The organism is Bifidobacterium sp. N5G01, from assembly GCF_002742425.1.
Lineage (GTDB): Bacteria > Actinomycetota > Actinomycetes > Actinomycetales > Bifidobacteriaceae > Bifidobacterium > Bifidobacterium hominis.
Genome location: NZ_NJNP01000001.1, coordinates 821,165 through 844,133, shown reverse-complemented (window position 1 = coordinate 844,133; position 22,969 = coordinate 821,165). Strand labels below are relative to the sequence as shown.

The following is a 22,969-nucleotide window of genomic DNA, read 5'->3' as shown; positions in this document are numbered from 1 at the left end:
CAACAAAACTGCCAAAAAATCAAGACTGTTATTTCAATTTTTTTCGTTCTATCTTGTGAAGTCGGTGCGCACTGTGCGTACGGCAAAGATGGCGCACATGCGAATCGGATTATGAACGGCTGAGAGAGGAAGCGGTCTTATGTCATCCTGCGATACGCAGCGGGCTACAGGTGCGTTCGGTCGCCTTGTCGCGTTCATCGCGGCATTGCTGATCGCATTGACCACGCTTTTCGCGACTACCGTGGTCCCGCAGTCGGCAATCGCCGCCGATGACGGTCAAACGAATTTTGATTCCTGGGCTGCCGCTGCGAAGAACATCGAAGACCAGCTTGCGACCGCCGAAAAAGACTACAATGACGGCAATTACGGTCAGGCTGGCACTGATTTTCAGACCGCGCATTGGATTGGCTACGACGCGTCCAATTTTTCGAAGGTCGTCAATGACACAATCAGCGCTGACAAGCAGAAGGAACTGCTGCAGCAATTCACCGATCTTGAAGGTCTTGCCTACCAGCAGGACCAAGGCGACGCCATTGCAGCCAAAATCGACGCGCTGGCCGCCGAAATCAACGCAACCGCGCAAACGCTCGACACGAACGCAGACCTCGCCAATCCTAAGGAATACGCGAAGCAGCGTGCCGCGCAAACCGCCGAAGAGCGCAAGAAGCTCGACGCGGCCAAGAAGAATTCTTCCAAAGGCAAAGGCGACCGCACGTGGAGTGACGTTGCCGGCGAAATGACCGTCATTCTCGATCAGGCGTACGAAGCCGCCGCTTCCGGCAAGGGCAACGAAGGCTCCACGCTGGTCAACAACGCCTACTACCAGTACTACGAGAAACTCGGCTTCGAAAAGAACGTGATGAACGTGATTTCCGGCGACCGTGTTTCGCAGGTCGAATACCAGTTCAAGATGACTCGTAAGATCATGCGCGATGGCGGTTCCGACAAGGAAATCAAGCAGCATGTCGACGATTTGAAGAGCTGGATCGTGGAAGACGCGGCCACCCTTGACGGTGGCGCGTCCGGCAATGTCAACGGCTTCACCAAGCTCGTCACCAGCTCCGCCGGCCAGGCGTTCCTCATTCTGATCCGTGAGGGCCTCGAAGCGCTGCTGGTGGTGGCCGCAGTGATCGCCTACCTGGTGAAGTCCGGCAACGAGCGTTTCACTAGGTGGATCTACCTTGGCGTGGTCGCAGGTTTGGCCGGTTCCGGTTTGGTCGCCGTACTCTTTACGTTCCTGTTCGGCGGTTCCGGCCCGATTCAGGAGATTTCCGAAGGCGTGTGCGCGCTTATCGCCACTCTCATGCTGCTGTGGACCAGTAACTGGATGCTCAACAAGAGCTCCGTGGAAGCGTGGAACAACTACATCAGGAATAAGACCGAAGCGGCTGTGGCCGGCGCGCAAAGCAAGGTCGAATCCGGTCAGAGACTGGGCTTGGGCATGATCACCTCGCTTGCCATGCTGAGCTTCCTCGCCGTGTTCCGTGAGGGCGCCGAAACGGTGATCTTCTACGAGTCCATCTACTCCATGAGCCAGGATGCGCACGGCATGTGGGTTGGCGGTCTGGCCGCCGCCGCGGTGCTGATCGTCATCTTCCTGATTCTGCGATTCACTTCGGTGAAGATTCCGATCGGCCCGTTCTTCCTCGTCACTTCGATTTTGATGGCCGTGCTGGTTGTGATTTTCGCGGGTGGCGGCATCCATGCGCTCATCGAGGGTGATCTTATTGAAGGCACCTACTTGAGCAGCGTGCCAACTAACGATTGGATCGGCTTGTATCCGTACGTCGAAACGATTACGGCACAGGTGATTGCCGCGATCGCGGTGGTTGTGCTGTTCGTGGTCGGTTTCATTAAGAAACACAGGATGAAGTTGGCCGCGCAGGCGGAACAGGCTAAGTAAGCGCCAATCAATAATCACAAGTAAAGATTTAGAGATTTCCATAAGTTTCCAACGTTCCTCAAGGGACCAAAGAAAAGGAAGAGAAAAAACAATGAAGAATAAGAAGATCGCCGCCCTGCTCGGCATCCTGCTGGCCGGCTCCATGGCCTTCTCCCTGTCCGCATGCGGCAACTCCAACGATTCCGCATCCGATGCCAAGTCCGACACCTCCACTTCGGACACCACCGACAAATCCAGCGATTCCAGCGCTGATGACAGCAACGGCGCCGGCTTCGAAGAGATTCAGGTCGACGAGAAGCACTCCGATCAGGATGTTGACGCTCTGACCGTCAACGCCGTGTACTTCCAGCCGATCGATATGGAACCGTCCGGCATGGGCCTGAAGGCTGCCGACGCTTCCTTCCACCTGGAAGCCGACATCCATGCCAACGAGAAGGGCACCGAGCTCGGCTATGGCAAGGGCGACTTCGTGCCGGATCTGACCGTGAACTACGAGATCATCAACAACGCGAACAACGAGACCGTTGGTTCCGGTACCTTCATGCAGATGAACGCTTCCGACGGCCCGCACTACGGCGCCAACGTCAAGCTCGACGAGGCTGGCTCCTACAAGCTCGTGCTGAAGATCGAATCTCCGGAGAAGAAGGGTTGGATGCTGCATGTTGATCCGGAAACCGGCGTTAAGGGCCGCTTCTGGACCGAGCCGCTCGAGGTCACTTTCCCGGAGTGGAACTACACCCCGCAGGAGTGGTGATCTGAAACGTGAGTTCCGGCACATGCCAAGCGAAATGGTTTGGATGTAAGCCTGAATTCATGTTGAGATTCAACTCGTGGTTAACGCCGTTCACGTATCGCGAAACGTATGCAAGTAGCGCGAATATGGGTACGGCGTTCGCGGTTGCCTGGATAGTCGTTCGACGCGCTCAAGGCCGTTTGGCCGAGCCTACGGTCGAACAACCATCCAAGCAACCGCTCTCTTGCGTTTTAGGGGATACGCTTTTGGGAGATAACGCGCTTTTGGGGGAATCTTGGTAAGGGGGTTCCCTTTGTGTGCCGAATTCACTAGGCTTTGACAGGGATATATAACGAAAGGTGTGAGATGCTGACGCAGTACGTCACGGTGTTGCAGGGAACGCTGGCACCGGCTTTGCTGATTATGGCGCTGAACGTGATGCTCACGGTCGGTGAGGGGCGTGACAAGCCGTTGAGCGCGTACTGGCGTCTTGCGGGCTTTGTTATCGGATTCGCGGGTGCCATTGTGTTCGCCGCGTTGCGTGCGTCCGCGGTGATCAATCAGCGTACGTTCGTCAATTACCCTACGTTGTGGTGTTGTGTGATTTTCGATATCGCGGTGTTCGTTATTGCGCTGTTCGCACGTCGCATCACTACGAATTGGCATGATCATCGCGCGTTGCTTGATATTGCGAATCTTATTGGCTCTCTTGCAATCGCCGCCACCACCTTCCGTGCATTGCCTGATGTTATTTTGCGACTTACGATTTTCGTGGAGCCGGGAGATCCGATTTTCACTTCGGATATGCTCCTTCGTGCGCTTGGTTTCGCGTTGGGTGTGGTCACTGCGATTGTTGCGGCGTTGATTTTCCGTACGATGCGTTCCACTGCGATTCGTTGGTCGTTCACTACGGCTGTGCTGCTGTTGATTGCGCTGCTGTTTGTTTCGCATTTCACTGATCTTGCGCAGATTTTGCAGTCCAAGCGCATTGTTCATTTCCCTACGGAAGCGTTCCTGGCGTTGGTGTGGTGCATTAATCATCAGCGTCATATGGTCATTGCCATGGTGCTGGTGTTCATTATTCCGGTGATTGCCAGCATTGTGATGGGCTTCAAGATCAAGCCGGAAGGTGCCAACGAGGCCATTGTGCGATCGCATATCGCGTTCCGTCGCCGTGCGAAGGCGGCCGGTGCATGGAGCCTTGTTGCGATGATTGGCATCACGTTCGCGCTCACGTATGGTGTGGCGCAAACGAAGAAGGTTATTACGCTGTCTCCGCCTGAGGATTATTCGCTGAGCGACGGCGTGGCCACCATCAAATTCAGTCAGATCAACGATGGTCATCTGCATCGCTTCCAATATAAGGCGAAAGACGGCACGGTGATGCGTTTCATCATCATCAAGAAAAATGGTGGAGCGTACGGTGTCGGTCTTGACGCATGTGACAACTGCGGTGACGCGGGCTATTACGAGAAGGATGGCAAGATCATCTGCAAGAAGTGCGATGTCGCCATCAACCTCGCCACTATCGGATTCAAGGGCGGATGCAATCCGGTACCGTTCGATTATCAGGTTGAATCCGGCAAAATCGTAATCCAAACTTCAACGCTCGACGCATTGTCGACGCATTTCCAGTGAGCGGAAAGAGGTAGTCATGTTCTTTCTTCGAATGATTTTCCGCTCGTTCAGCAGGCAGTTCAAACGCAGGCTGTTGATCGCGGTCACCGTGTGCTTGTCGGCCACGGTCAGCGTGGCCATGTTGGGTGTGGTGTTCGACGTTGGAGACAAGCTGAACGCCGAACTGTCGACGTATGGTTCCAACATCATCGTGCAGCCTAAGGCTGATGCCGTCGTCAACGACCTGTACAACATGGGTGGTGACGCTGACAGCAGCGCTTCCGGTACTTCCGAATCCGATCCGACCACATTTTTGAAGGAATCGGATGTGCCGAAGATCAAAACCATCTTCTGGGCGTTCAATATCACGAATTTTGCCCCCGAACTTAATATCCATGCTGACGTGAACTGCGCGTCCGAATCGGCGGCATCGGCGGATTCCAGCTCCTGTAAGGCTTCCGGAGTGCCGATTGTAGGCACATGGTTCGCGAAGACCCTGCACATGGATTCCGGCGAATCCACGGTGGCGGGCATGAACGGCATGCGTTCGTGGTGGAAGCTTGACGGCTCTTGGCCGAAAGATGATAGCGCGCAAGGTCTGATCGGCACCACGCTCGCATCCAAGCTCGGCGTGGCTACGGGAGACACCGTAACCCTCTACAAAACCACGGCCGATGGCAGCCGCAACAAGCAGCAGATCACCATTACCGGCATTTACGATTCCGGCGATAGCGACAACAATGCGATGTACATTCCGTCATCCACCGCGCAGGTGCTTGCGAATCTGCCTGATTCCATCGACAAGATCGAAGTCAAGGCTCTGACCACGCCGGACAATGATTTGGCGCGTAAGGCGTCGAAGAATCCGAACGCGCTTACGCAAGACGAGTGGGAAACCTGGTATTGCACCGCGTACCCTTCGTCCATCGCCTACCAGATCGAAGAGGTTATTCCCGGTTCCGTAGCCAAGCAGGTACGTCAGGTGGCCGCATTGCAGGGCGATGTACTGCAGAAAACGCAGGCGGTGATGGTGCTGATGACCGTGCTTTCGCTGGTTGCGGCCGCTATCGCGGTGGCGAATCTGATGGCCGCCTCGATTGGCGAACGCGGTTCCGAATTGGCGTTGCTGAAGGCGATTGGTGCCACCGATGGCGCGGTTTCTCGCCTGATGCTCGCTGAAACGGCTGTGATTTCGTTGGTTGGTGCGATTGTCGGTGCGCTGTTGGGTTCCGGTGTCGCGCAGATTGTGGGACATGTGGTATTCGGTTCCGGCATTACGATGCGTCCAATGGTTTTTGTGCTGGTGTTCGTATTGTTGACGCTCACCGTGCTGATCGCATCGTTCTCGTCGATCCGTTCGATTCTGGGACTCAAACCCGCGGAGGTCTTGCATGGCCGCTGATTTCAACTTGGGTTCCGTAAACTCGGCCGCGGCTGCGGCCTCGGTCACGAACAGCGCACTGTGCTGTTCGTCTGCGGAGGTGTTGCATGGTAGGTGAGTTCAAGACAGTCCGTAAGGGGCATGAGATGACTAATCGCAAGATGTTCTTCACCATGCTGTGGGGTGCGGTGTTCCGCCGCCGTTCTCGAGCCGTTATGGCCGTGATCGCTTCCATGGTGGGCGCTGCCACGCTGTTCTGCCTTGCGGCAACGTGTATTGCCGTTCCACAGCAAATGAACGAGGAAATGCGTGCGTATGGCGCGAATCTTATCGTCACGCCGTCCGAATCAGCCGAAAAGTCCCACGGCATCGACACCGATACCGTCAAAGCGTTGAACCAGATGGTGAAAGGTTCGTACAGTGCCCGTTCCGCCGCCTACCGGTATGAAAGCGTGCGCATCAATTCCGCGCCATACACGATGGCCGGCATCATAACCAAAGACGTGAAAGCGCTCAACCATCATTGGAACGTAACCGGCGATTGGCCCAGCGAAGGTAATGTGATGCTCGGCCGTGACGTGGCCGACGCGCTCGGTGTCTCCATCGGTTCGACCGTAACCATCGGCTACCGCGCATCCGACGATGCGCAGGATTCCGGCGCTCTTGGCCAAACCGAAGCGCAAGTCACGGAAAACGGCCGTGTTTCGTCCGACATTATGGAGAACACCGGCACTGAATTTCGTGTCGGAGGCATCGTCGATACGGGCGGCAGCGAAGACGAAATCGTCTACGCAGTCAACGCTGACGTGGCCAAACTGTCCGGTTCCAAACGCGGTGCGGACGTGATCGAATATTCCGTCAATGCGGTAGGTAGCGAACTCAACGACGTCGTCAAATCGATCAACGCGAATCCGTCAACCGGCGTGAAAGCGCAGACCGTCACCAAAATCACCTCATCCGACACTCGCATCATCGCCATGCTGCAAACCCTGTTCTGGATCGTGTCGCTGGTCGTGCTCGTGCTGACGTTTGTGGGCGTGGGCACCACCATCAGCTCCATCGTCTCGCAGCGACGCAATGAAATCGGCCTGCGCAAGGCCTTGGGTGCATCCTCGCACGCCATCGGCATTGAATTCTATGTGGAATCCGCCATCTACGGACTGATTGGCGGCTTGATCGGCACTGCCATCGGCTACCTGCTGGCCCGCGTGCTGTGCGTGTCCGTATTCGAGCGTGCCATCGGCTTCAACTGGCTGTTGGGCGTCGCCTCGCTGCTGTTGAGCGTGCTCATCGCCGTCATCGCATCCATCCCGCCGGTTCGCCGCGCAACCCGTATCGACCCCGCCATCGTTTTGAGGGAGGAATAATCATGAGTTCCGAAAATACGTTGAATACGTTGCTTGAATTGGATCATATTTCCAAGATTTACGGCGATTTGCGTGCCGTCGACGATTTGACTTTGACGGTTCCGCAAGGTGAATGGCTTGCGATTGTCGGTTCGTCGGGTTCCGGCAAAACCACGCTGATGAACATGATTGGCTGCATGGATACTCCTTCGAAGGGTTCCGTCATGCTGGAAGGCCGCAAGTTGGAGGATTTGAACGCCAAGCAGCTTGCCGACGTGCGCAAGAACATGATTGGCTTGGTGTTCCAGAAGTTCTATTTGGTGCCGCATCTGACGGCTGTGGAAAACGTGATGGTGGCGCAGTACTACCATTCCGTAGTCAACGAGCAGCAGGCGATGGAAGCGTTGGAGCGCGTCGGTCTGAAGGAGCGTGCTCACCATTTGCCCGGTCAGCTTTCCGGCGGCGAACAGCAGCGCGTGTGCATCGCACGTGCGCTCATCAACTGTCCGAAACTGATTCTTGCCGACGAACCGACCGGCAATTTGGACGAAAAGAACGAGAAGATCGTGCTTGACCTGTTCCGCCAACTGCACGAACAGGGCACTACCATCATCGTCGTGACCCATGATGCGCTTGTCGCATCCTGCGCCCAGCGCGAGATCATGCTCAACCATGGCGTGCTCGTCGGTGAGAAGTGGAATGATGAAGCCGCAAAGAAAGCCTATGAGCAGGCGGGTGGCAAGCCGGCATACACCGGTTCCGCTGCGGAAGGCGCACAGAATGGCGAGACGGCCATCAGCTTCGCCGACCCGACCAAAGCCGCGAAAACCGGTGGTGAGGAATAAGCTGAAATCAGCCGAAATCGCGTTGAAATCGTACTGAAATCAGCCGAACAATCCAAGCCATAGCACTGACGAATCGTACGGAGCGAACATGAGCAACGAATCATCGAATGCGATCAAAGTAATCGCACTGTCTGCGGCAAGCCTTGCATTGCTGTCGGCATGCGGCGAACCCAAGGCGACGCCAATGGACGACGAATATGCCGGAAATTCCGGCGAAAGCGTGCAATCGCAGGAAAAAAATTCGAAGAACAGCGGTAGCGCCACCGACTCCGGCGATTCTGCGGATACGGACGTCAAAAACCATGCCGACGATCCGAACAGCACTACATCCGACAAGCAAGACACCGGCAACTATGCCGACGGTACCTATTCGATCAACGGCCAGTACGGGCCTGTGGGCGAAGACACCATCGACGTGCATGTGACGGTCAAAGATCAGACCGTCACCAATGTGGAGGTTATCGGGCATCCGTTCACGTCCATCTCCAAAAAGCACCAGAATGCGTTCGCCGAAGCCATCAACGGCGTGGTGGACGGCAAGCCGCTCAAAGATCTCAAGGTAGACAAGGTGGCCGGTGCCAGCTGGACGTCGGAAGCGTTCAACAAGGCGTTGGACGTGGCCCGTCAGGAAGCGTCGATCCAGTAGGCCCAGTAGCGGCGAAAAGTCTGCAAACGTACAATGAGCGCCCCGGCTACAGCCTCACCCAAAGAGTGATTAAAGGCCGTAGCGGGGGCGCTCATTAGTTTCAGATACTACTACGTGCAACTCTGCTCTGCAATGCCTTTCAGACGGCCATAACGGGCCACAGAACATCCGCCATGTTCTCAGGCCAAGGAATACTTGCGTCGCCATGCAACGCCTTACAGGCGAGCATGGAGCCGAGTATCGTGCTGAACAGGAATTGCGGGTCCAATCCATTACGGAACATTCCGGCTTTCATGCCGCGTTCAACAAACTCAGAAAAACGCTTTTCCGCAGGAACAAGCACTTGATCGGCAATCGCATTCAACGAAGGATTATCGGAAGAAAGCACCACACCGACGGCCTTCAAACCAAGCTCACTGTCGAAAAAACAGCCCTGAATGCGTTGCAGTATCGTCAGCAGACCGTTTTTCGACAACTCGACATCGCTGAAATCCGGCAATCCCGCAACTTCCAGCTGCACGCGGCGCAACAGATCATCCGCATTCTTATAGCGGCGATAAATCGTGGTTTTCGCAACGCCGGAACGACGAGCGACCTCTTCGATGGTCACCGCGCCGACGCCATCGGAAATCACAATCGCAAGCGTGGCCTTCATAATCTTATGATCGGTTTGCTCACGAAGCTGCTCGCGGCGGCTATGCACCTTGCGAACAGCCACATGCACGTCACTGACCGCGTCGGAAACCACATCGGAAACGGCTCCGGAAACCGCCTCATGCACTCCGGTAATCATGAGATCACCTTGGTGCTTTCCACTTTCGCCACATACCACTTATTGAACTTGACCAGCGGAATACGCAGCACCAAGCCAATCAGCAGCAGCGGAATCAGGAACAGCAGCAGCGAGCCGAGCGCATGCCAATAATCGTTGTTGTAAATACCGGCAATGGCCGCACGCAATGCCGTAATCGCATGCGTGGCCGGCAGGAACGGGCTGATATCGCCGATGATCTTCGGCAGCACGGCAAGCGGATACGCGCCGTTCGCGCCGGAAATCTGCAACACCAGCGTCAGCACGCCAATGGCCTTGCCCACGTTGCCGAAGCTCGCCACCATCGTGTAGGTGAAGAACGAGAACACGAGGGAGGCCACCCAGCCGGTCAACATGAACAGCCACGGGTGCACCGCCTGAATGTGCAGGAACAGCAGGCCGCCGCCCAGCGAGAACGTGCTCTGCAACAGTGCGATCACGGCGAACACGCCATAATGGCCGAGGAACAGCTGATGCGGCTTCGGATTGTCGAGCTCCTCACGATTCTTGCGCGACACCGTGGTCTTGAGTGTTACGGCCATAAGCAGCGATCCCACGAACAACGGCAGAATCGTGTAGAACGGAGCCAATTGCGAGCCGAAATTCTCCACAGGGAACACAGCCGTGCGCTTCACCTGGACGGGCGCCGCAAGAGCCGCCGCCAACGAATCCGTGTTGTTGCCGAGCACTTCCTTGACGGTGCCCATATTGCCGCTGTTCAGCGCGTCGGAAAGCGTGCCATTGAACGAAGACAGCGCGGTGCTCGCCTTAGTGAGGCTTTCGGCGGTGGAATCAAGCACCGTGCGAATATTGGTCAGCTGCTTGCCTGCCGACTTCGTGGTGCTGTTGAGATCTCCCAACGCGCCCTTCAGATCGGCGGCCGTGCTGCTCAATGCGGTGGCCGTGCTGCTGATCGAATCGGAAATATCGTTGAGCTGCGGCTTGAGCTGGCTGTCGAAATCGGTTTTGATGCCGTCGATGGAGGCCTTCGCCTGCTGGGCAAGCTGGCTCACGCGCTCGCGGTCGGCTGTGGTGTCGCTCACTTTCGCATCGATATTGTCGGCGCTGGTGTTGAGTGAGTTCGCTAGATCGTTGAGTTGCGTAATGGTCGCGCCTACGTTGGTTTTGAGACGGTCGATGGCGATTTTTGCGATTTCCGGCACCAGATTGTTGTTGCTGAGCTCGTCGAGGGCATCGTAGATGTTCTGATAGCCTTGCGCCTGCTTGGATACGTTCGCAGCCTGATTGCGCAGGGCGGTGGCCGTATTGCCGGCTTGGGTGCCCGCATTGTTGAATACGCTGTCAATATCGGTGGAGACAGCGCCGAAGCTGTTCGATGAGCTGCTCAACGCGGTGCTCAACGCATTCGTGCTGGTTTTGACGGCTCCGGTCAGATCATTGATGCCGTTCTTCGACTGTTTGAGCTCGTTGACGGCGTTCTTCGCGCTGCCGCTCACGTTGGAAAGCAGGCTGTTGGAACTGTCGAGCAGGTTCTGCGCGCTCAACGTCAGCGAGCTGAACGTGGTCAATGCGGACGACGTGTCTGTGAGCGTGTTCGCGAAATTGCCCATGTTGTTGCTGAAGTTGGTGAGCGTGGCCTGCGATTCCGGTTTGTCAAGCTCATCGGCCAGCTGCGAGGCGATGTTGAGCGCGGTGCTCGTCAACGTTTCGGAGAACATTTCGTTGATCTGTGCTGCCACGGTGTCGGCTCCCTGGCCGGTGATCTTCGGAGCGAGTGCGTTCTTCTTCTCGTTGTTGTAGTAGGTGAGCGTGGCATGGTCGCCGTCCGCGGTGAAGAACGTCATCATGCGGGTGCTGAAATCCCTCGGAATCACCACTGCCGCATAGTATTTGCCGGATTTGGTGCCGTCGATGGCCTCTTTTTTGGTGGTGAAGGTCCAGTCCATCTGGTCGTTGGCGCGCAAGGTGTTGACCACCTGGTCGCCGATGCTGATCTTCACTGGAATGAGGTCGGACTTGTAGCCTTCATCGTCGTTGGCGACGGCGAATTTCAGATTGCCGGTGTTGGCGAACGGATCCCAGCTTGCGCTGATGTTGAACCAAGAGAACAGACCCGGAATCACCACCAGTCCGGTAACGATGATGATGGAGACGATGTTGCTGGTCAGGCGTCGAACGTCGCCGACGAACAGTTTCCAGATGTTTTTCATGCGTTGCTCCTTTCGCTGTTACCGTTGGGATTGGTGTTGCTCGCTGTGCCGGTGTTGCCGGCTACGTTCATGGCCTGCACCAGTGTTGCGATGCCGTCGGCATCGGCTTGGCTGGTGTCTGCGACGTTGGCGATCGCCTGTTTGGTTTCGTGTTTTCTTCGTTGTGCCTTGCGCATCAGCTTGTCTCGCCTGATTTGTTGCGCGCGCTTCTTGCGGCGCAGCCTTGCAGCTTGGCGTTCCACCAGCTGTTCGCGAATCGCTTCGTCGCTGAGGCTGCCGAGTTCCACCTGGCGTTGCAGGCTGAAACGCATGTATTCGATGACCATCAGGAATCCGATGATGAGCAGCACCCAGATGATCCAGGTGGCAAGCACTACGCTTTTCTCGCCGTTGGTGAAGGAGAAGATCAGCACCAGGATCACCGGCACAATGAAACCAGCGATGAGCGCGCCACGCTTGAACTTCGGATACAGTTCAGCGAAACGGCTTGCGCGTTCCTCGATCGCCTCACGGTAGCCGCCCTTGTCGGCAAGCACCTGAATGGCTTGGGATACGTTGTATCCGCGTTCCGGAAGCTGCACTTCCTCGCCGATGATCATGTCGCTTTCCTTGATCTGACGGGCGAACAGACGGTTGAGATTGACCAGCAGCGGGCGAATCGCAAGTCCAATGAAGAACGCGGCCACGGCGAACAGCAGCAGCGTGCCAATCGACTTGAGCCAATGCCCATCGTAGAAGCCGGCAATCGTCTCGCGGAACGCGTCAATCGAATAACTGAATGGCACGAACGGGTAGACCATGCGGAAGAATTTCGGCATCATCTCAATCGGATACAGGCCGGAAGCGCCCGGAATCTGCACGATAATCAACGCGACGCACAATCCCTTGCCGATATGCATGAACGTGGTCGATAGTGCGAATGTGATGCTCAGATATACCAGCGATGTGATGGCGCCGGTAAGTACGAACAGCGGTGCGTTCACGGTCTGCACGCCAAGCAGCAGGTCTCCGATGGTGGTGATCGTGCCTTGGGCCGCGCCCATGATGCCGAGCAGCATGTAGCGGGCGAAATATTTTTCGGAAGCGGTCAGGTCGAGGCCTTCGAGGCCTTCATCGTCGACTTCCACCTTGAAGATCACCACGAAGGCGAACGCGCCCACCCATAGGGCCAGATTGGTCATGAGCGGAGCCATGCCGGAACCGTAGGAGTTTATCGGGTACACGTTCTTCGTGTCGATCACGGTGGGGGACTGCATGAACGAGGCGATTTTCTCCGTGTCGAGGGAGCTGCCGCCGGTCAGGCTTTTCAGCATGTCGACGCTGCCGAGCGCTTTCAGATCGGTGCTGACGGTGATGAGTTTGTTCTCCACCTGCTCGAGCTGCTTGTCGGTGTTCTGCAACGTGGTACGGGTGTCGTTCGCCACCTGGTCGAGTTGGTCGAGCACGGCGGAGGTCTGGTTGACCACGGTGGTCTGGCTGGTTACGGTGCCGGACAGTGTGCCGGCGGTCATGGCGAGCGAGCTCAGACCGGAGTTGAGCTGGGGGAGCGCACCGGAATTCAACGTGTTGCGGGCATCTCCCATGCTTTTCAGCGAATTTTGCGTGCTGTTGTTGAAGTCGGTGGCGAGTTTGGACACGCTGTCGGACGTGGATTGTGTGTTCTCGCTCAACGTTTTGAGGTCGTTGAGCGTGCCAGCGGCCGTGTTGTTAGTGTCTTCGAGCTTCTTGATGATGTCTTGGTACTGCGCGTTGTCGCTGACGTTCTTGAGCTTCTCGATGAGCTGGGCGTTGCTGTCGGTCACGCTTTGCATGTTGCTAACGGCCTGCTGTGCGGTGCCGCTTGCGGAAGAGACGGCCGTGGTCACCTTGTTGATGCTGGTGGTGGTGTCGCTGGCGGCCTGCGAAATCAGACCGGAACCGTTCTCCAAAGCGGTGTTGGCGTTGGAAGTGAAGGTATTGAGGCCGTTTTGCGCGGTGCTGATGGCGGTGGCGGTGTTCGCCAAGCCCTTGCCTGCGCTTGCTGCGGCCAGCTGCACGTCGTTCATTGCCTGACGGGCGGATTGCGTTTGTTGCGGCACGTTGGCGAGCTGCGCGTCAAGATCTTCGATGGTGGAGCGGATGAGGCTTACGTTCTTCTGGGTTTTGTCGAGTTCTGCTGTGGTTTCGTTGACGAAGGAGTTGGTTTTGCCGTTGATGGTGTCATTCGCGGAGTTCACGGCTTTAGTGAGTACTTCGCTGACGGTGGAGACGAAGGTGTTGTTGACGGTACGGTCGACGGTGGTCGCGCCTTGATCGGTGATTTTCGGGGAGATCGGGCTCGATTTTTCGTTGACATAGTATTCCAGCGTCGGCCGGTTCTTGCTGTCGGTCACGACGTTGGCGAGATCCTCGCTGAAATCGGAGGGGATGATGATCGCCGCATAGCAGTCGCCGGACTGTACCGCTTCCATCGCTTCGGCCTTGCCCATGAATTCCCAGCCAAGCTGGTCGTTGTCTTTCAGCGTGTCTTCGATCTGGTCGCCGAGGTTCATTTTGCCGAGCAGGGCGTTGTCGGTGCCTTTGTCGACGTTGGCTACGGCAACTTTGATGCCTTGGGTATTGCCATACGGATTCCAGAATCCGTAGATGTTGAACCATGCGTACAGCGGCGGAATGATGGTTATGCCGATCATGATGACCCAAGCGGCAGGTACGGTGACGAGTCGTTTGAGGTCACGACGCAGAATCTGCAGTACGTTGCGCATTGTCTCCCCAGTCCAATGGATGTTCGACCGTGTTGGCACGTAGCGATACGTTATTCGTAGCGCTACGCCTCCCGTATCGTAATACCCGCTCTCGGACAAATTTGGGCACAGGCGTAAATGCGCTCCGTCCATGACTGAAATAAACACGACAAACCGCGGCAGGACTGTGAATCTTGCTGTTGGCGACCGCGTAACTTGCATTCTGTGTATGTGCACGTCGAGTCTGCTGTCTGCACATCTTGTGATTGCGGGATGACATGTGACTTGCGCAGACAGAAATCGCAGGTTGTGCGCGTTGCGCGCAAACAATCATCTCGTGTAGCGCACTGCGATTGGGTTTTGGTAGCGTTGTTCTAGGGAGGACGAACAAGCATGAGCAAGATTGAAGATGTGAGCGAGGCCATCGCCGACGAAACCAAAATCGCAGCCATCGAAGAAGCGGGCATTATTACGCAATCGCAATCAGCGGAAGATGATGACAATCCGGCTGATCGCAGACTGCCGCTGATTGCACGCATCTACGGCATCGTCATGCTGGTCGAAGGCGTGGTGACGTTGCCGATCATCGTGATTTCCTGCCTGTACGCAGTCCACGCCGCGCTTTCCGGCAAACTGGCGTTTGGCGCGCTGAATCTCACCACTATTCTGTCGATTATTCATGCTGCAGTGCTGCTGGTCTCCACCGCATGCCTTGCGATTTTCGGCGTGCTGCTGATTCTCAACAAGCGTCGGCATATCGCGCAATGGACGTATTTGATGATTCCGCTCACGCTTGTGGAAGGCCTATTGTCGTTGGCGTTGCAGGGTTTGGGCGTGAATCTGATCAGTCCGACCGTGCAGCTGCTCGTATTGGTTGCGTTGCATATCACGGCTGATCCGTCGCTGCGCGAGGAACGACGTTTGCGGTTCGCGCTTCGTCGTTTGGATGCGCGCAGCGAGTATGAGACGGCTGTTTCGAAGGGTATGGCCGGCCGTGATCTGACTGGCAAGGGCTACATTTCGTTGGATTTCTTCAACTTGTTCTGGCTGTTTGTGGTCGGTTGCGTGTTTGGTCTGGTAGTGGAGACGCTGTACCACTATGTGCTGTTCGGCGAATGGCAGGATCGCGCCGGTTTTTTGTGGGGGCCGTTCTCGCCTATCTACGGTTTTGGCGCGGTGATTCTGACGGTGTTGCTCAACCACTTGTGGCGGTCGAATTGGATGCTGATTTTCTGCGCGAGCGCGGTGATTGGCGGCGCGTTCGAATATTTCACCAGCTGGTTCATGGAGGTTGCGTTCGGTATTCGCGCGTGGGATTACACGGGTCAATGGCTGTCGATTGATGGGCGCACATCCGGCAAATACATGTTTTTCTGGGGAATACTCGGCTTGGTGTGGGTGAAGCTGATTCTGCCGCATTTGCTTGCGATGATTCAGCGTATTCCGTGGAAGATTCGCTATACGTTGACGGCGGTGTGTTTCGCTCTAATTTTCGTTGACGGTGTGATGACGTTGATGGCGCTGGATTCCTGGTATTCGCGTATGGCGGGTATTGCGCAGAATTCGCCTGTTTCGCAATTCTTCGCCACGTATTTCGACGACGACTTCATGGCCAATCGGTTCCAGACCATGACGCTCGACCCGTCCACGGCCAGCCGCATGTAGTGGTTGACTGCTTTATGGATGACTGCTTTATGGACTAGATGGCGAAGCTTTGTGGAAGAACGCGGATGGTGACGTCCGCTGTTGGTCGCGCCGTGCACGGCTGCATGTGACCTGTGCCCGCACTGCCTTCGCGGACTCGGTGCACTGCGACTTCTACTTGCTTATGCGGCGAAGCTTTGTGCGAGCTGGCGGATCAGATCTGGCCTGTGTCCGCTCCACGAGGAGTTTGGTGAGATGACTACCGGAATCTGCTTGAAGCCAGCGTTTTTGATCTGTTCGAAGGTGGACGGGTTCTTCGTCAGGTCAACGGTATCGTAACGCACGCCCAGCTTTGCAAGCTCCTGTTCGGTGGCTTCGCATTGCGGGTTGCTCGGATTGGTGAAGACGGTCACGGTCATTCGATTTCCTCCCTATGCAAATGGCTTCCGTCGTTTGCGAAAGCCGTGTCGGCCACGTTCTTCGGTTATGCTCGCTTACGCAAGCCACTATCTAGCATACACACTACCGGTAGTGGTGTGTCGTGAGTTTCCTCACTGTATATAGTGGGGAATTCCCCAGAATTCCCCAAAATACGAACGTTTGTTCGAATATGTCTAGTGTACCCCAAACCACGGAATTCGCGCCCGCGCGCATGTCGAAACTGTTTCTAATGCTGTCGGATGGGCGCAAGATGCGTTGCGGACGGTCATGGAATGACGTCGAGTCTGCGATGCCTGTAGCGGTGAATGTACTGGGTAAATGCTGGGTTGCGGCCTTTGACCCATTAGACCGCAAAAACAAGAAAGCCTCGGAGACTGTTGAAAACATTGGCTTCCGAGGCTTTTCGCATGTGCCCCCCGTGGGATTCGAACCCACAACCCACGACTTAAAAGGACGCTGCTCTAACCGTTGAGCTAGAGGGGCAACAGAGAGCTAGTATACAGCATATTTACGCAAAACGCCACACGAATAAGTCGGAAGTGACGAAAAACGCGAATCATCGTCGAAATATCATCAAATTCCCGCGAATCGCAGCATCATTTCTGCATATCTGCTCGTACAGTGGAACGCATGTCATGTACCACGATTCTTGTAGGAAAGAAAGCCAGCTACGACGGCTCCACCATCATCGCACGCGACGATGATTCCGGTTCCGGCCGTTACGACCCCAAGAAATTCATTGCGGTCGCACCGCAAGACCAACCGCGGCATTACCGCAGTGTGCTCAGTCATGTCGAAATCGATCTTCCCGACAATCCATGCCGATACAGCATTGTGCCGAACGTGCTGCCAAATCGCGGAATTCTCGCGGAAGCGGGCGTCAACGAGCGCAATGTGGCGATGAGCGCCACCGAAACCATCGCAGTCAACGAGCGTGTGCTAGCCGCTGATCCGCTCGTTGAACTGCAACCGGCGAACGAAGCCGCTAATACCCCCGAAGTCCCGGGCGGAATCGGAGAAGAAGACATCATCACCCTCGTGCTGCCTTACGTCACCACGGCACGCGAAGGCGTTGCACGTCTCGCCGAACTGCTTGAAACATACGGCACCTACGAATCGAACGGCATCATCATTTCCGACGTAAACGAAATCTGGTATGTCGAAACGATCGGCGGGCACCATTGGATCGCCCGCCGCGTGCCGGACGACTGCTATGCGACCATCCCCAACCAGCTCGGCATTGACGATTTCGACTTCGACGACGCCTTCAACGTCCAACGCGAATTCATGTGCAGTGCCGATCTGCGCGAATTCATGGACGCGCACCACCTTGACCGCACTATGAGCGCGGCTGCGAGTAGCGGCTTCGGATTCCAGCCGACTAGCGCTTTCGGAGACGCCAGTATGAACGGCGGCGGCAATAGCAGTAGCGGCGCGGCGCTGGGCCACAGCCATTTCAATCCGCGCACGGCTTTCGGTACCGCCACCACCAAAGACCATATCTACAACACGCCGCGTGCCTGGTACATGCAGCGCTACCTCAATCCAAGCGAGGATTGGGATTCGCCGGCCGCCCGCTACACGCCCGCGTCCGACGATATTCCGTGGTGTCGCGTGCCTGAGAACGCTGTGACGCTCGAAGACGTCGATTTCCTGATGAGCGCACACTTCGAGGGAACCCCTTACGACCCGTACGGTACGCTCGGAACGTCGGAAAGCCGCCATCGTTACCGTCCGATCGGCATCAACCGCACCGGGCATATGGTGGCCATGCAGATCCGCCCGTACGTGCCGGAAACCGGCCGCTCGATCATGTGGATTTCGTACGGTTCCGGCCCCTTCACCGCGGCCACGCCGTTCTATGCGAACGTCAACGATACGCCCGCCTACCTGCGCGACACCACGCCGGAAGTCTCGACCGGCAACCTGTACTGGGCGAACCGTTTGATCGCCGCGCTCGCCGACGCGCATTTCTACGAAACCAGCAATGCGATCGAAGAATTTGCGGAATCGGCCCGCGCTTACGGCCATCGTCTGGTGGAACGTACTGATGCCGAATTGCGTGAGATGTCCGCGCAAACGAGCGTGTCCGAATCGCAAGAGAGTGCAGAGGCCGCGGAGATTACGGAAAATACAAGTATTGCAACCATCGCCAGACTGCAGCGGTCCAACGAAGAAATGGCGGAATATTTGCGCATTCACGTCACGAAACTGCTCAACGACGTGCTCTACACGTCCAGCAATCTCATGCACAACAGTTTCGCCATGTCCGACCGCTGGAACTGAGCGTAAAGCCCCGAAATCCGGCAAACCTCGTCCCAATGGGCCAGGTTTCCGCGCTCGGGGAGGTTCCGCATGAACGTAGGCTGTTGGAAGCGTCGGTGTTGCTTCCAACAGCCTCACGACTGCATCCGCATCCTCGTACGTCAGTTTTTGCCCATATCTTGCTTATATATGGCAGATTTGAAGAGTTGACATGAGGCATTTCGCTTATATATGGCACTCGTGCTTGTAGGCAAGGCGACTTCGGGGGTAAAAATATACCCTCTAAGTCACCTTGTTACCAAGGATATCTGCCATATATAAGCGAGATATCATCCGACGGACCCGCGAATCTGCCATATATAAGGCAGATGGCGCCGATCAGTTGAACCCGACGACGTGTTCCGCCACGAAATATCCCTTGCGAATCACGAAACGACCGATCGACCCGCGCAAATTCAACGCACGAGACATGGCCTTCTTGCGCACATCCTTGTAAATAGTGGGGGAGTACGCCTTAATGTCGTCCCACATATCCTTTTTCTTCTCATAATTTTCCGGATCGCGAGACAAAATCATGAACACACTTGCCACGGAGCTTTCAATCGCCAGAAAGTGGATCATATAACGGTATAGGCCGTCCGGCACCGTGTCGCGTTCCGGAGTGGCACGCACCATGCATTGGTTGACGAGGCGCAGCTGGTCGACGCGGCGGATCATCACATCGGTCTGCACGCTTTGGCCGTCGCGACCGATGAAATAATGGTAGAACGGCGTATCCAAATACTTCATGGTCTTCACCCAAGGGAATGGCTGATACGCGTAAATGAAGTCCACGTAGAACGTGTGTTCCGGCAGTTGCATGCCGGACTCTCGCACCACGGCGGTGCGGTACGTCAGCGCGTGCATGAGAATGTATTCAGCCAAGCCGAAATGCCCAAGATCGTTCCAGGTCAGGCGCTTGCCGGCCTTCATGGCATGGCGGAAGTTCACCACATGCTTGTTGCGTTTGCCAACCTTGTCATACACATAATTGGTGACGAGCATGTCGATCGGCTCGGCGGCGTCGGCTTCCTCGCGCAGCACGGCCATGACCTGTTCGAGCGATTCGGGGCCAACCCAATCGTCGGCGTCCACAACTTTCACATACATGCCGCTTGCCGCCGCGATGCCGGTATTGACGGCCCCGCCGTGCCCCTTGTTTTCCTGATGAATCGCGCGCACGATGCCCGGATAGCGGGCCTCGAATTTCTGCGCCATTTCCAGCGTGCCGTCGGACGAGCCGTCATCCACGATCAGCACTTCGATGTCGTCGTTGCGCTTCGCTGCGATTAACGACATGACGCATCGTTCCAAATATTCGGTCATGTTGTACGCGGGCACCACAAAGGTGAGCGTCTTCTTCTCCTGCATAGTCTTCCTTGGTTGGCCGAGGTGACCTTCCGCGCGCGGCGCGTGGTCACTGCGTAACGAAACTAACGTAGCACCTTGTTCGCTTCAGAGGAACGGTTTGTACGCAATAGGCACCCTGAATAGCGCAATCTGCACCTGAAATTTTCCTTAAGGGTACCGTTGTTGACGATTCGTCAGTTTTCGTCGATGTTTATTGGCTGTTGCGCTGCTTACGATTCCCCTGTTACGGGCACTGTTTGATTCCTGCGTCTGGCGCCTGCTGGCGTGGGTTGCGATGCTTGCTATGACTGGGTGCGGCTGGTTTTACGGCTGCTGTTCGGCTGGTGTGTCCTGGCTTCCGGCTGCGCCTTGTTCGGTATTCTGTTCAGCGTTCTGCTCGACTGGGCTTTCCGTATTGTTTTGTGATTGTGCTTCTTTTGCGGCCTTGCGCTCGCGTTTCGCGATTTCCTTGATTTCGCGCCTTTCTTGCTTTTCCGCCTCTTTTGCGGCTTTGTCGCTTTCGAAACGCAGTTCCGGCTTGGCTTCCATGCGGCTCAAGCCATGCCAGGCCAGATTCACGATGTGCGCGGCAAGCTGCTCCTTGCTGAGCTTGCGCTGGTCGGCCCAATATTGGCAGGTGTAGACGGTCATGCCGATGAGCATCTGCGCGTAGTATGGCACGCCCTTGGCGGGCAGATGCTGCCGCTTGAACGCCTCGGTGAGTATGTCTTCGACGCGGATGGAGATATCGCCGAGCAGCGAGTTGAATGATCCCGCGGGATCGGTTTTCGGCGAATCGCGGGTGAGCACGCGGAATCCCTCGGCGTTCTCCTCGACATAGGTGAGCAGTGCGAGGGCGGTGCGTTCGACGATCTGCCGCGGATGCGCCTGCGGATCGGACAGCGCGTTGATGAGGGTGTCGGTGAGCGCGCGCATTTCGCGGTCCACCACCACGGCGTACAGGCCCTCTTTACCTCCGAAATGCTCGTACACAATGGGTTTTGACACTTTTGCGGTGGAGGCGATCTCCTCCACGCTCACTGCTTCGAAACCCTTCGACGCGAACAGCGAACGACCGATTTCGATGAGCTGCTCACGCCGCTGATACGACGTCATTCTGGATGTATTGGCCATGCCGCCCAGTTTTTCACGTCCCGTGGATAGCTCCTTGACCGTCCGACCCCACGTATCGTCCGATTCTGCAGAATCGGACACGTGTGTCATATTGACAATGCTTACTTGTCCGTTTCTCCCGAATCGGACATCCGCGACCCATATTTAGGCACATACGTGTCCGTTTCTGGTGAATTGGACATCTGCAGGTCGGATCTGGACAGTTCGTTGTCCGTTTCTGGTGAATCGGTCAACTGCAGTGTATTTTGCGACGTTTACTTGTCCGTTTCTCCCGAATCGGACAAGTAACGCATACTTTTCGACGTCTGCTTGTCCGTTTCTGCAGAATCGGACATTCCGGATAATGCGTAGAGAGTGTCCGTTGCGCTTTTTAGGCTGGAGCCATGGATACGAATGTGATTATTGCGATTGTCGCCGTTGTCGTTATTGCGGCAATTCTGGTGATTGGCGGTTGGTGGCTCGGTAAGACCCGCAAGAACGCCGTCAACAAGTCCACTGAGGATGCGAAAGCCAAGGCTGACGCCCGTCTTGCCGCGGAAGCAAAGTCGGCTGCGGCTGATTCTTCCACGGTGAAGCCGTCCGTTGATTCCAATGTTGATGCAGTTGAAAAAGCTCCGGCTGAAAGTCAGCAGAAGTCCTCAGCTCAAGCTTCCTCTTCCGAAACGGCGGCTCCTGCACCAGCCACCGAAGCCAAGCCCGAACCGGTTCACGAAACCCCCGAATCCGCCGGCACGCGCATGCAGCGCCTTAAGGCGCGCCTGTCGAAATCCGGCAATCCGTTCGGCAAGGCTCTGTTCAACATTCTTGCGAAGGATCAGCTTTCCGAAGCCGATTGGGAGGACGTCGAAGACACCCTCCTGCTTGCCGACGTGGGCGCGGAAGCCAGCGAACAGCTCGTCGAGGAACTACGCAACGACGCCCGAATCGCAGGCCAGTCCGATCCGGCCGAAGTGCGCGCGGCGCTGAAAGACAAGCTGTTGAAGCTCGTCGGCACCGACGTCGATCGCCGGCTCAATGCCAATAAGGAAGGTGCTAGCAAGCCAAGCGTCATCATCATGGTCGGCGTGAACGGCACGGGCAAAACCACCACTGCGGGCAAGCTTTCTCGTCTGCTTGTTTCCGAAGGCAAGCAGGTCATGTTGGGAGCTGCCGATACCTTCCGCGCGGCGGCCGCCGACCAGTTGGAAACTTGGGGTGCCAAGGTCGGCGTCCCGGTCGTGCGTTCCGACAAGGATGGCGCCGATCCGGCGTCCGTCGCATTCGAGGCCAGTGCCAAGGCCAAGGAAGAGAACGCCGACGTGCTCATCATCGACACTGCGGGCCGCCTGCAGAACAAGGCGAACCTCATGGACGAGCTCGGCAAGATTCGCCGCGTTACCGAAAAGAACCTTCCGGTCGACGAGGTGCTGCTCGTGCTCGACGCCACCACCGGCCAGAATGGCATGACCCAGGCCAAGGTGTTCGCCGAAGCCATTGGCATTACCGGTGTGGTGCTCTCCAAGCTCGACGGCTCCGCAAAGGGTGGCATTGTGATTTCCGTGCAGAAGGAGCTTGGCGTGCCCGTCAAGCTTGTCGGCCTCGGCGAAGGCCCGGACGATCTCGCCCCGTTCGATCCGGAAGGCTTCGTCGACGGCATCCTCGCCTGAGCTGATTGTGCTCCCGAGAAAGCCTCCCCGCGCGGGAGGCTTTCTTTTTACCTCCGACCAGTCCTATCTCGCCTATATATGGCAGATACGCTGAAAAATGGGCTGATATTGGTTTGACCTGGGAGTGGTGCGCAATCTGAAACAAAACGTGCCAGCCGCATTATTCCGCCGTTTTCGGTTGACGTAATGGCGAGATGGCGTTACCTTGCTGTAACACGTCGTAACGTTTTCAAAACGCGGGCGGCGTTCCATACCGTTTTGTCAGCCCCACACG

General features: G+C 56.3%; 16 protein-coding genes and 1 tRNA gene. 10 read left to right on the top strand and 7 right to left on the bottom strand.

What is annotated here, in order from left to right; translation table 11 throughout:
- Nucleotides 1–139: 139 nt before the first annotated feature.
- The 7 genes from CE168_RS03620 to CE168_RS03590 all read left to right on the top strand — a co-directional run bounded on the left by CE168_RS03620 (nt 140) and on the right by CE168_RS03590 (nt 8,471).
- The gene (locus CE168_RS03620; RefSeq protein ID WP_099571128.1) at nt 140–1,903 is read left to right on the top strand and encodes an FTR1 family iron permease; all 1,764 of its coding nucleotides are present in this window, start codon (nt 140–142) and stop codon (nt 1,901–1,903) included.
- 91 nt (nt 1,904–1,994) lie between these two features.
- On the top strand, nt 1,995–2,657 hold the full coding sequence (locus tag CE168_RS03615) for an iron transporter (protein WP_022244781.1): 663 nt from the start codon (nt 1,995–1,997) through the stop codon (nt 2,655–2,657).
- 345 nt (nt 2,658–3,002) lie between these two features.
- Nucleotides 3,003–4,274, top strand: coding sequence for a DUF2318 domain-containing protein (locus CE168_RS03610; protein ID WP_099571127.1), 1,272 nt, complete (start codon nt 3,003–3,005; stop codon nt 4,272–4,274).
- A gap of 16 nt (nt 4,275–4,290) precedes the next feature.
- Nucleotides 4,291–5,655, top strand: a complete 1,365-nt coding sequence (locus CE168_RS03605; RefSeq protein WP_099571126.1) for an ABC transporter permease — start codon at nt 4,291–4,293, stop codon at nt 5,653–5,655.
- A 125-nt stretch (nt 5,656–5,780) separates the two neighbouring features.
- A complete protein-coding gene (locus tag CE168_RS03600; protein ID WP_099571125.1) occupies nt 5,781–7,001 on the top strand; it encodes an ABC transporter permease in 1,221 nt (406 codons plus the stop codon).
- A 2-nt stretch (nt 7,002–7,003) separates the two neighbouring features.
- Nucleotides 7,004–7,825 (top strand): ABC transporter ATP-binding protein, encoded by an 822-nt coding sequence (locus CE168_RS03595; RefSeq protein ID WP_099571124.1) that lies wholly within the window; start codon nt 7,004–7,006, stop codon nt 7,823–7,825.
- Between the two features lie 88 nt (nt 7,826–7,913).
- Nucleotides 7,914–8,471: an FMN-binding protein gene (locus CE168_RS03590; protein WP_099571123.1), complete on the top strand. Its 558-nt coding sequence runs from the start codon at nt 7,914–7,916 to the stop codon at nt 8,469–8,471.
- Nucleotides 8,472–8,610: 139 nt separating this feature from the next.
- On the opposite strand, the gene CE168_RS03585 is transcribed toward CE168_RS03590, so the two are convergent.
- The 3 genes from CE168_RS03585 to CE168_RS03575 are packed head-to-tail and all read right to left on the bottom strand — an operon-like array spanning nt 8,611 to nt 14,197.
- Entirely contained in the window at nt 8,611–9,264 is a 654-nt protein-coding gene (locus CE168_RS03585) for a TetR/AcrR family transcriptional regulator (protein ID WP_099571122.1), read from the bottom strand.
- Entirely contained in the window at nt 9,261–11,453 is a 2,193-nt protein-coding gene (locus CE168_RS03580; protein ID WP_099571121.1) for a YhgE/Pip domain-containing protein, read from the bottom strand. Before CE168_RS03580 ends, CE168_RS03585 begins: the two co-directional genes overlap by 4 nt.
- Nucleotides 11,450–14,197: a YhgE/Pip domain-containing protein gene (locus CE168_RS03575; RefSeq protein WP_099571120.1), complete on the bottom strand. Its 2,748-nt coding sequence runs from the start codon at nt 14,195–14,197 to the stop codon at nt 11,450–11,452. The genes CE168_RS03580 and CE168_RS03575 overlap by 4 nt, the downstream gene beginning before the upstream one ends.
- 372 nt (nt 14,198–14,569) lie before the next feature.
- Between CE168_RS03575 and CE168_RS03570 the strand changes: the two genes are divergently transcribed.
- Nucleotides 14,570–15,841 carry a putative ABC transporter permease gene (locus tag CE168_RS03570; protein WP_099571119.1) on the top strand — a complete coding sequence of 424 codons (1,272 nt, stop codon included), beginning with the start codon at nt 14,570–14,572 and terminating at the stop codon, nt 15,839–15,841.
- Between the two features lie 161 nt (nt 15,842–16,002).
- Here the strand turns inward: CE168_RS03570 and CE168_RS03565 are convergent, their stop codons facing one another.
- Both CE168_RS03565 and CE168_RS03560 read right to left on the bottom strand, forming a co-directional pair.
- Nucleotides 16,003–16,239, bottom strand: a complete 237-nt coding sequence (locus CE168_RS03565) for a glutaredoxin family protein (RefSeq protein ID WP_003833732.1) — start codon at nt 16,237–16,239, stop codon at nt 16,003–16,005.
- Nucleotides 16,240–16,671: 432 nt separating this feature from the next.
- Nucleotides 16,672–16,744, bottom strand: a tRNA-Lys gene (locus tag CE168_RS03560).
- 147 nt (nt 16,745–16,891) lie between these two features.
- Between CE168_RS03560 and CE168_RS03555 the strand changes: the two genes are divergently transcribed.
- Nucleotides 16,892–18,547: a C69 family dipeptidase gene (locus CE168_RS03555; protein ID WP_099571118.1), complete on the top strand. Its 1,656-nt coding sequence runs from the start codon at nt 16,892–16,894 to the stop codon at nt 18,545–18,547.
- Between the two features lie 357 nt (nt 18,548–18,904).
- Here the strand turns inward: CE168_RS03555 and CE168_RS03550 are convergent, their stop codons facing one another.
- Together CE168_RS03550 and CE168_RS03545 are read right to left on the bottom strand one after the other, a co-directional pair.
- Nucleotides 18,905–19,936: a glycosyltransferase family 2 protein gene (locus CE168_RS03550; RefSeq protein WP_099571117.1), complete on the bottom strand. Its 1,032-nt coding sequence runs from the start codon at nt 19,934–19,936 to the stop codon at nt 18,905–18,907.
- A gap of 303 nt (nt 19,937–20,239) precedes the next feature.
- Complete coding sequence (locus CE168_RS03545) at nt 20,240–21,049, bottom strand: TetR/AcrR family transcriptional regulator (protein ID WP_236824303.1); 810 nt, start codon at nt 21,047–21,049, stop codon at nt 20,240–20,242.
- Between the two features lie 383 nt (nt 21,050–21,432).
- Between CE168_RS03545 and ftsY the strand changes: the two genes are divergently transcribed.
- Nucleotides 21,433–22,695 (top strand): signal recognition particle-docking protein FtsY, encoded by a 1,263-nt coding sequence (gene ftsY / locus CE168_RS03540; protein WP_099571116.1) that lies wholly within the window; start codon nt 21,433–21,435, stop codon nt 22,693–22,695.
- The last annotated feature ends 274 nt before the right edge of the window (nt 22,696–22,969 follow it).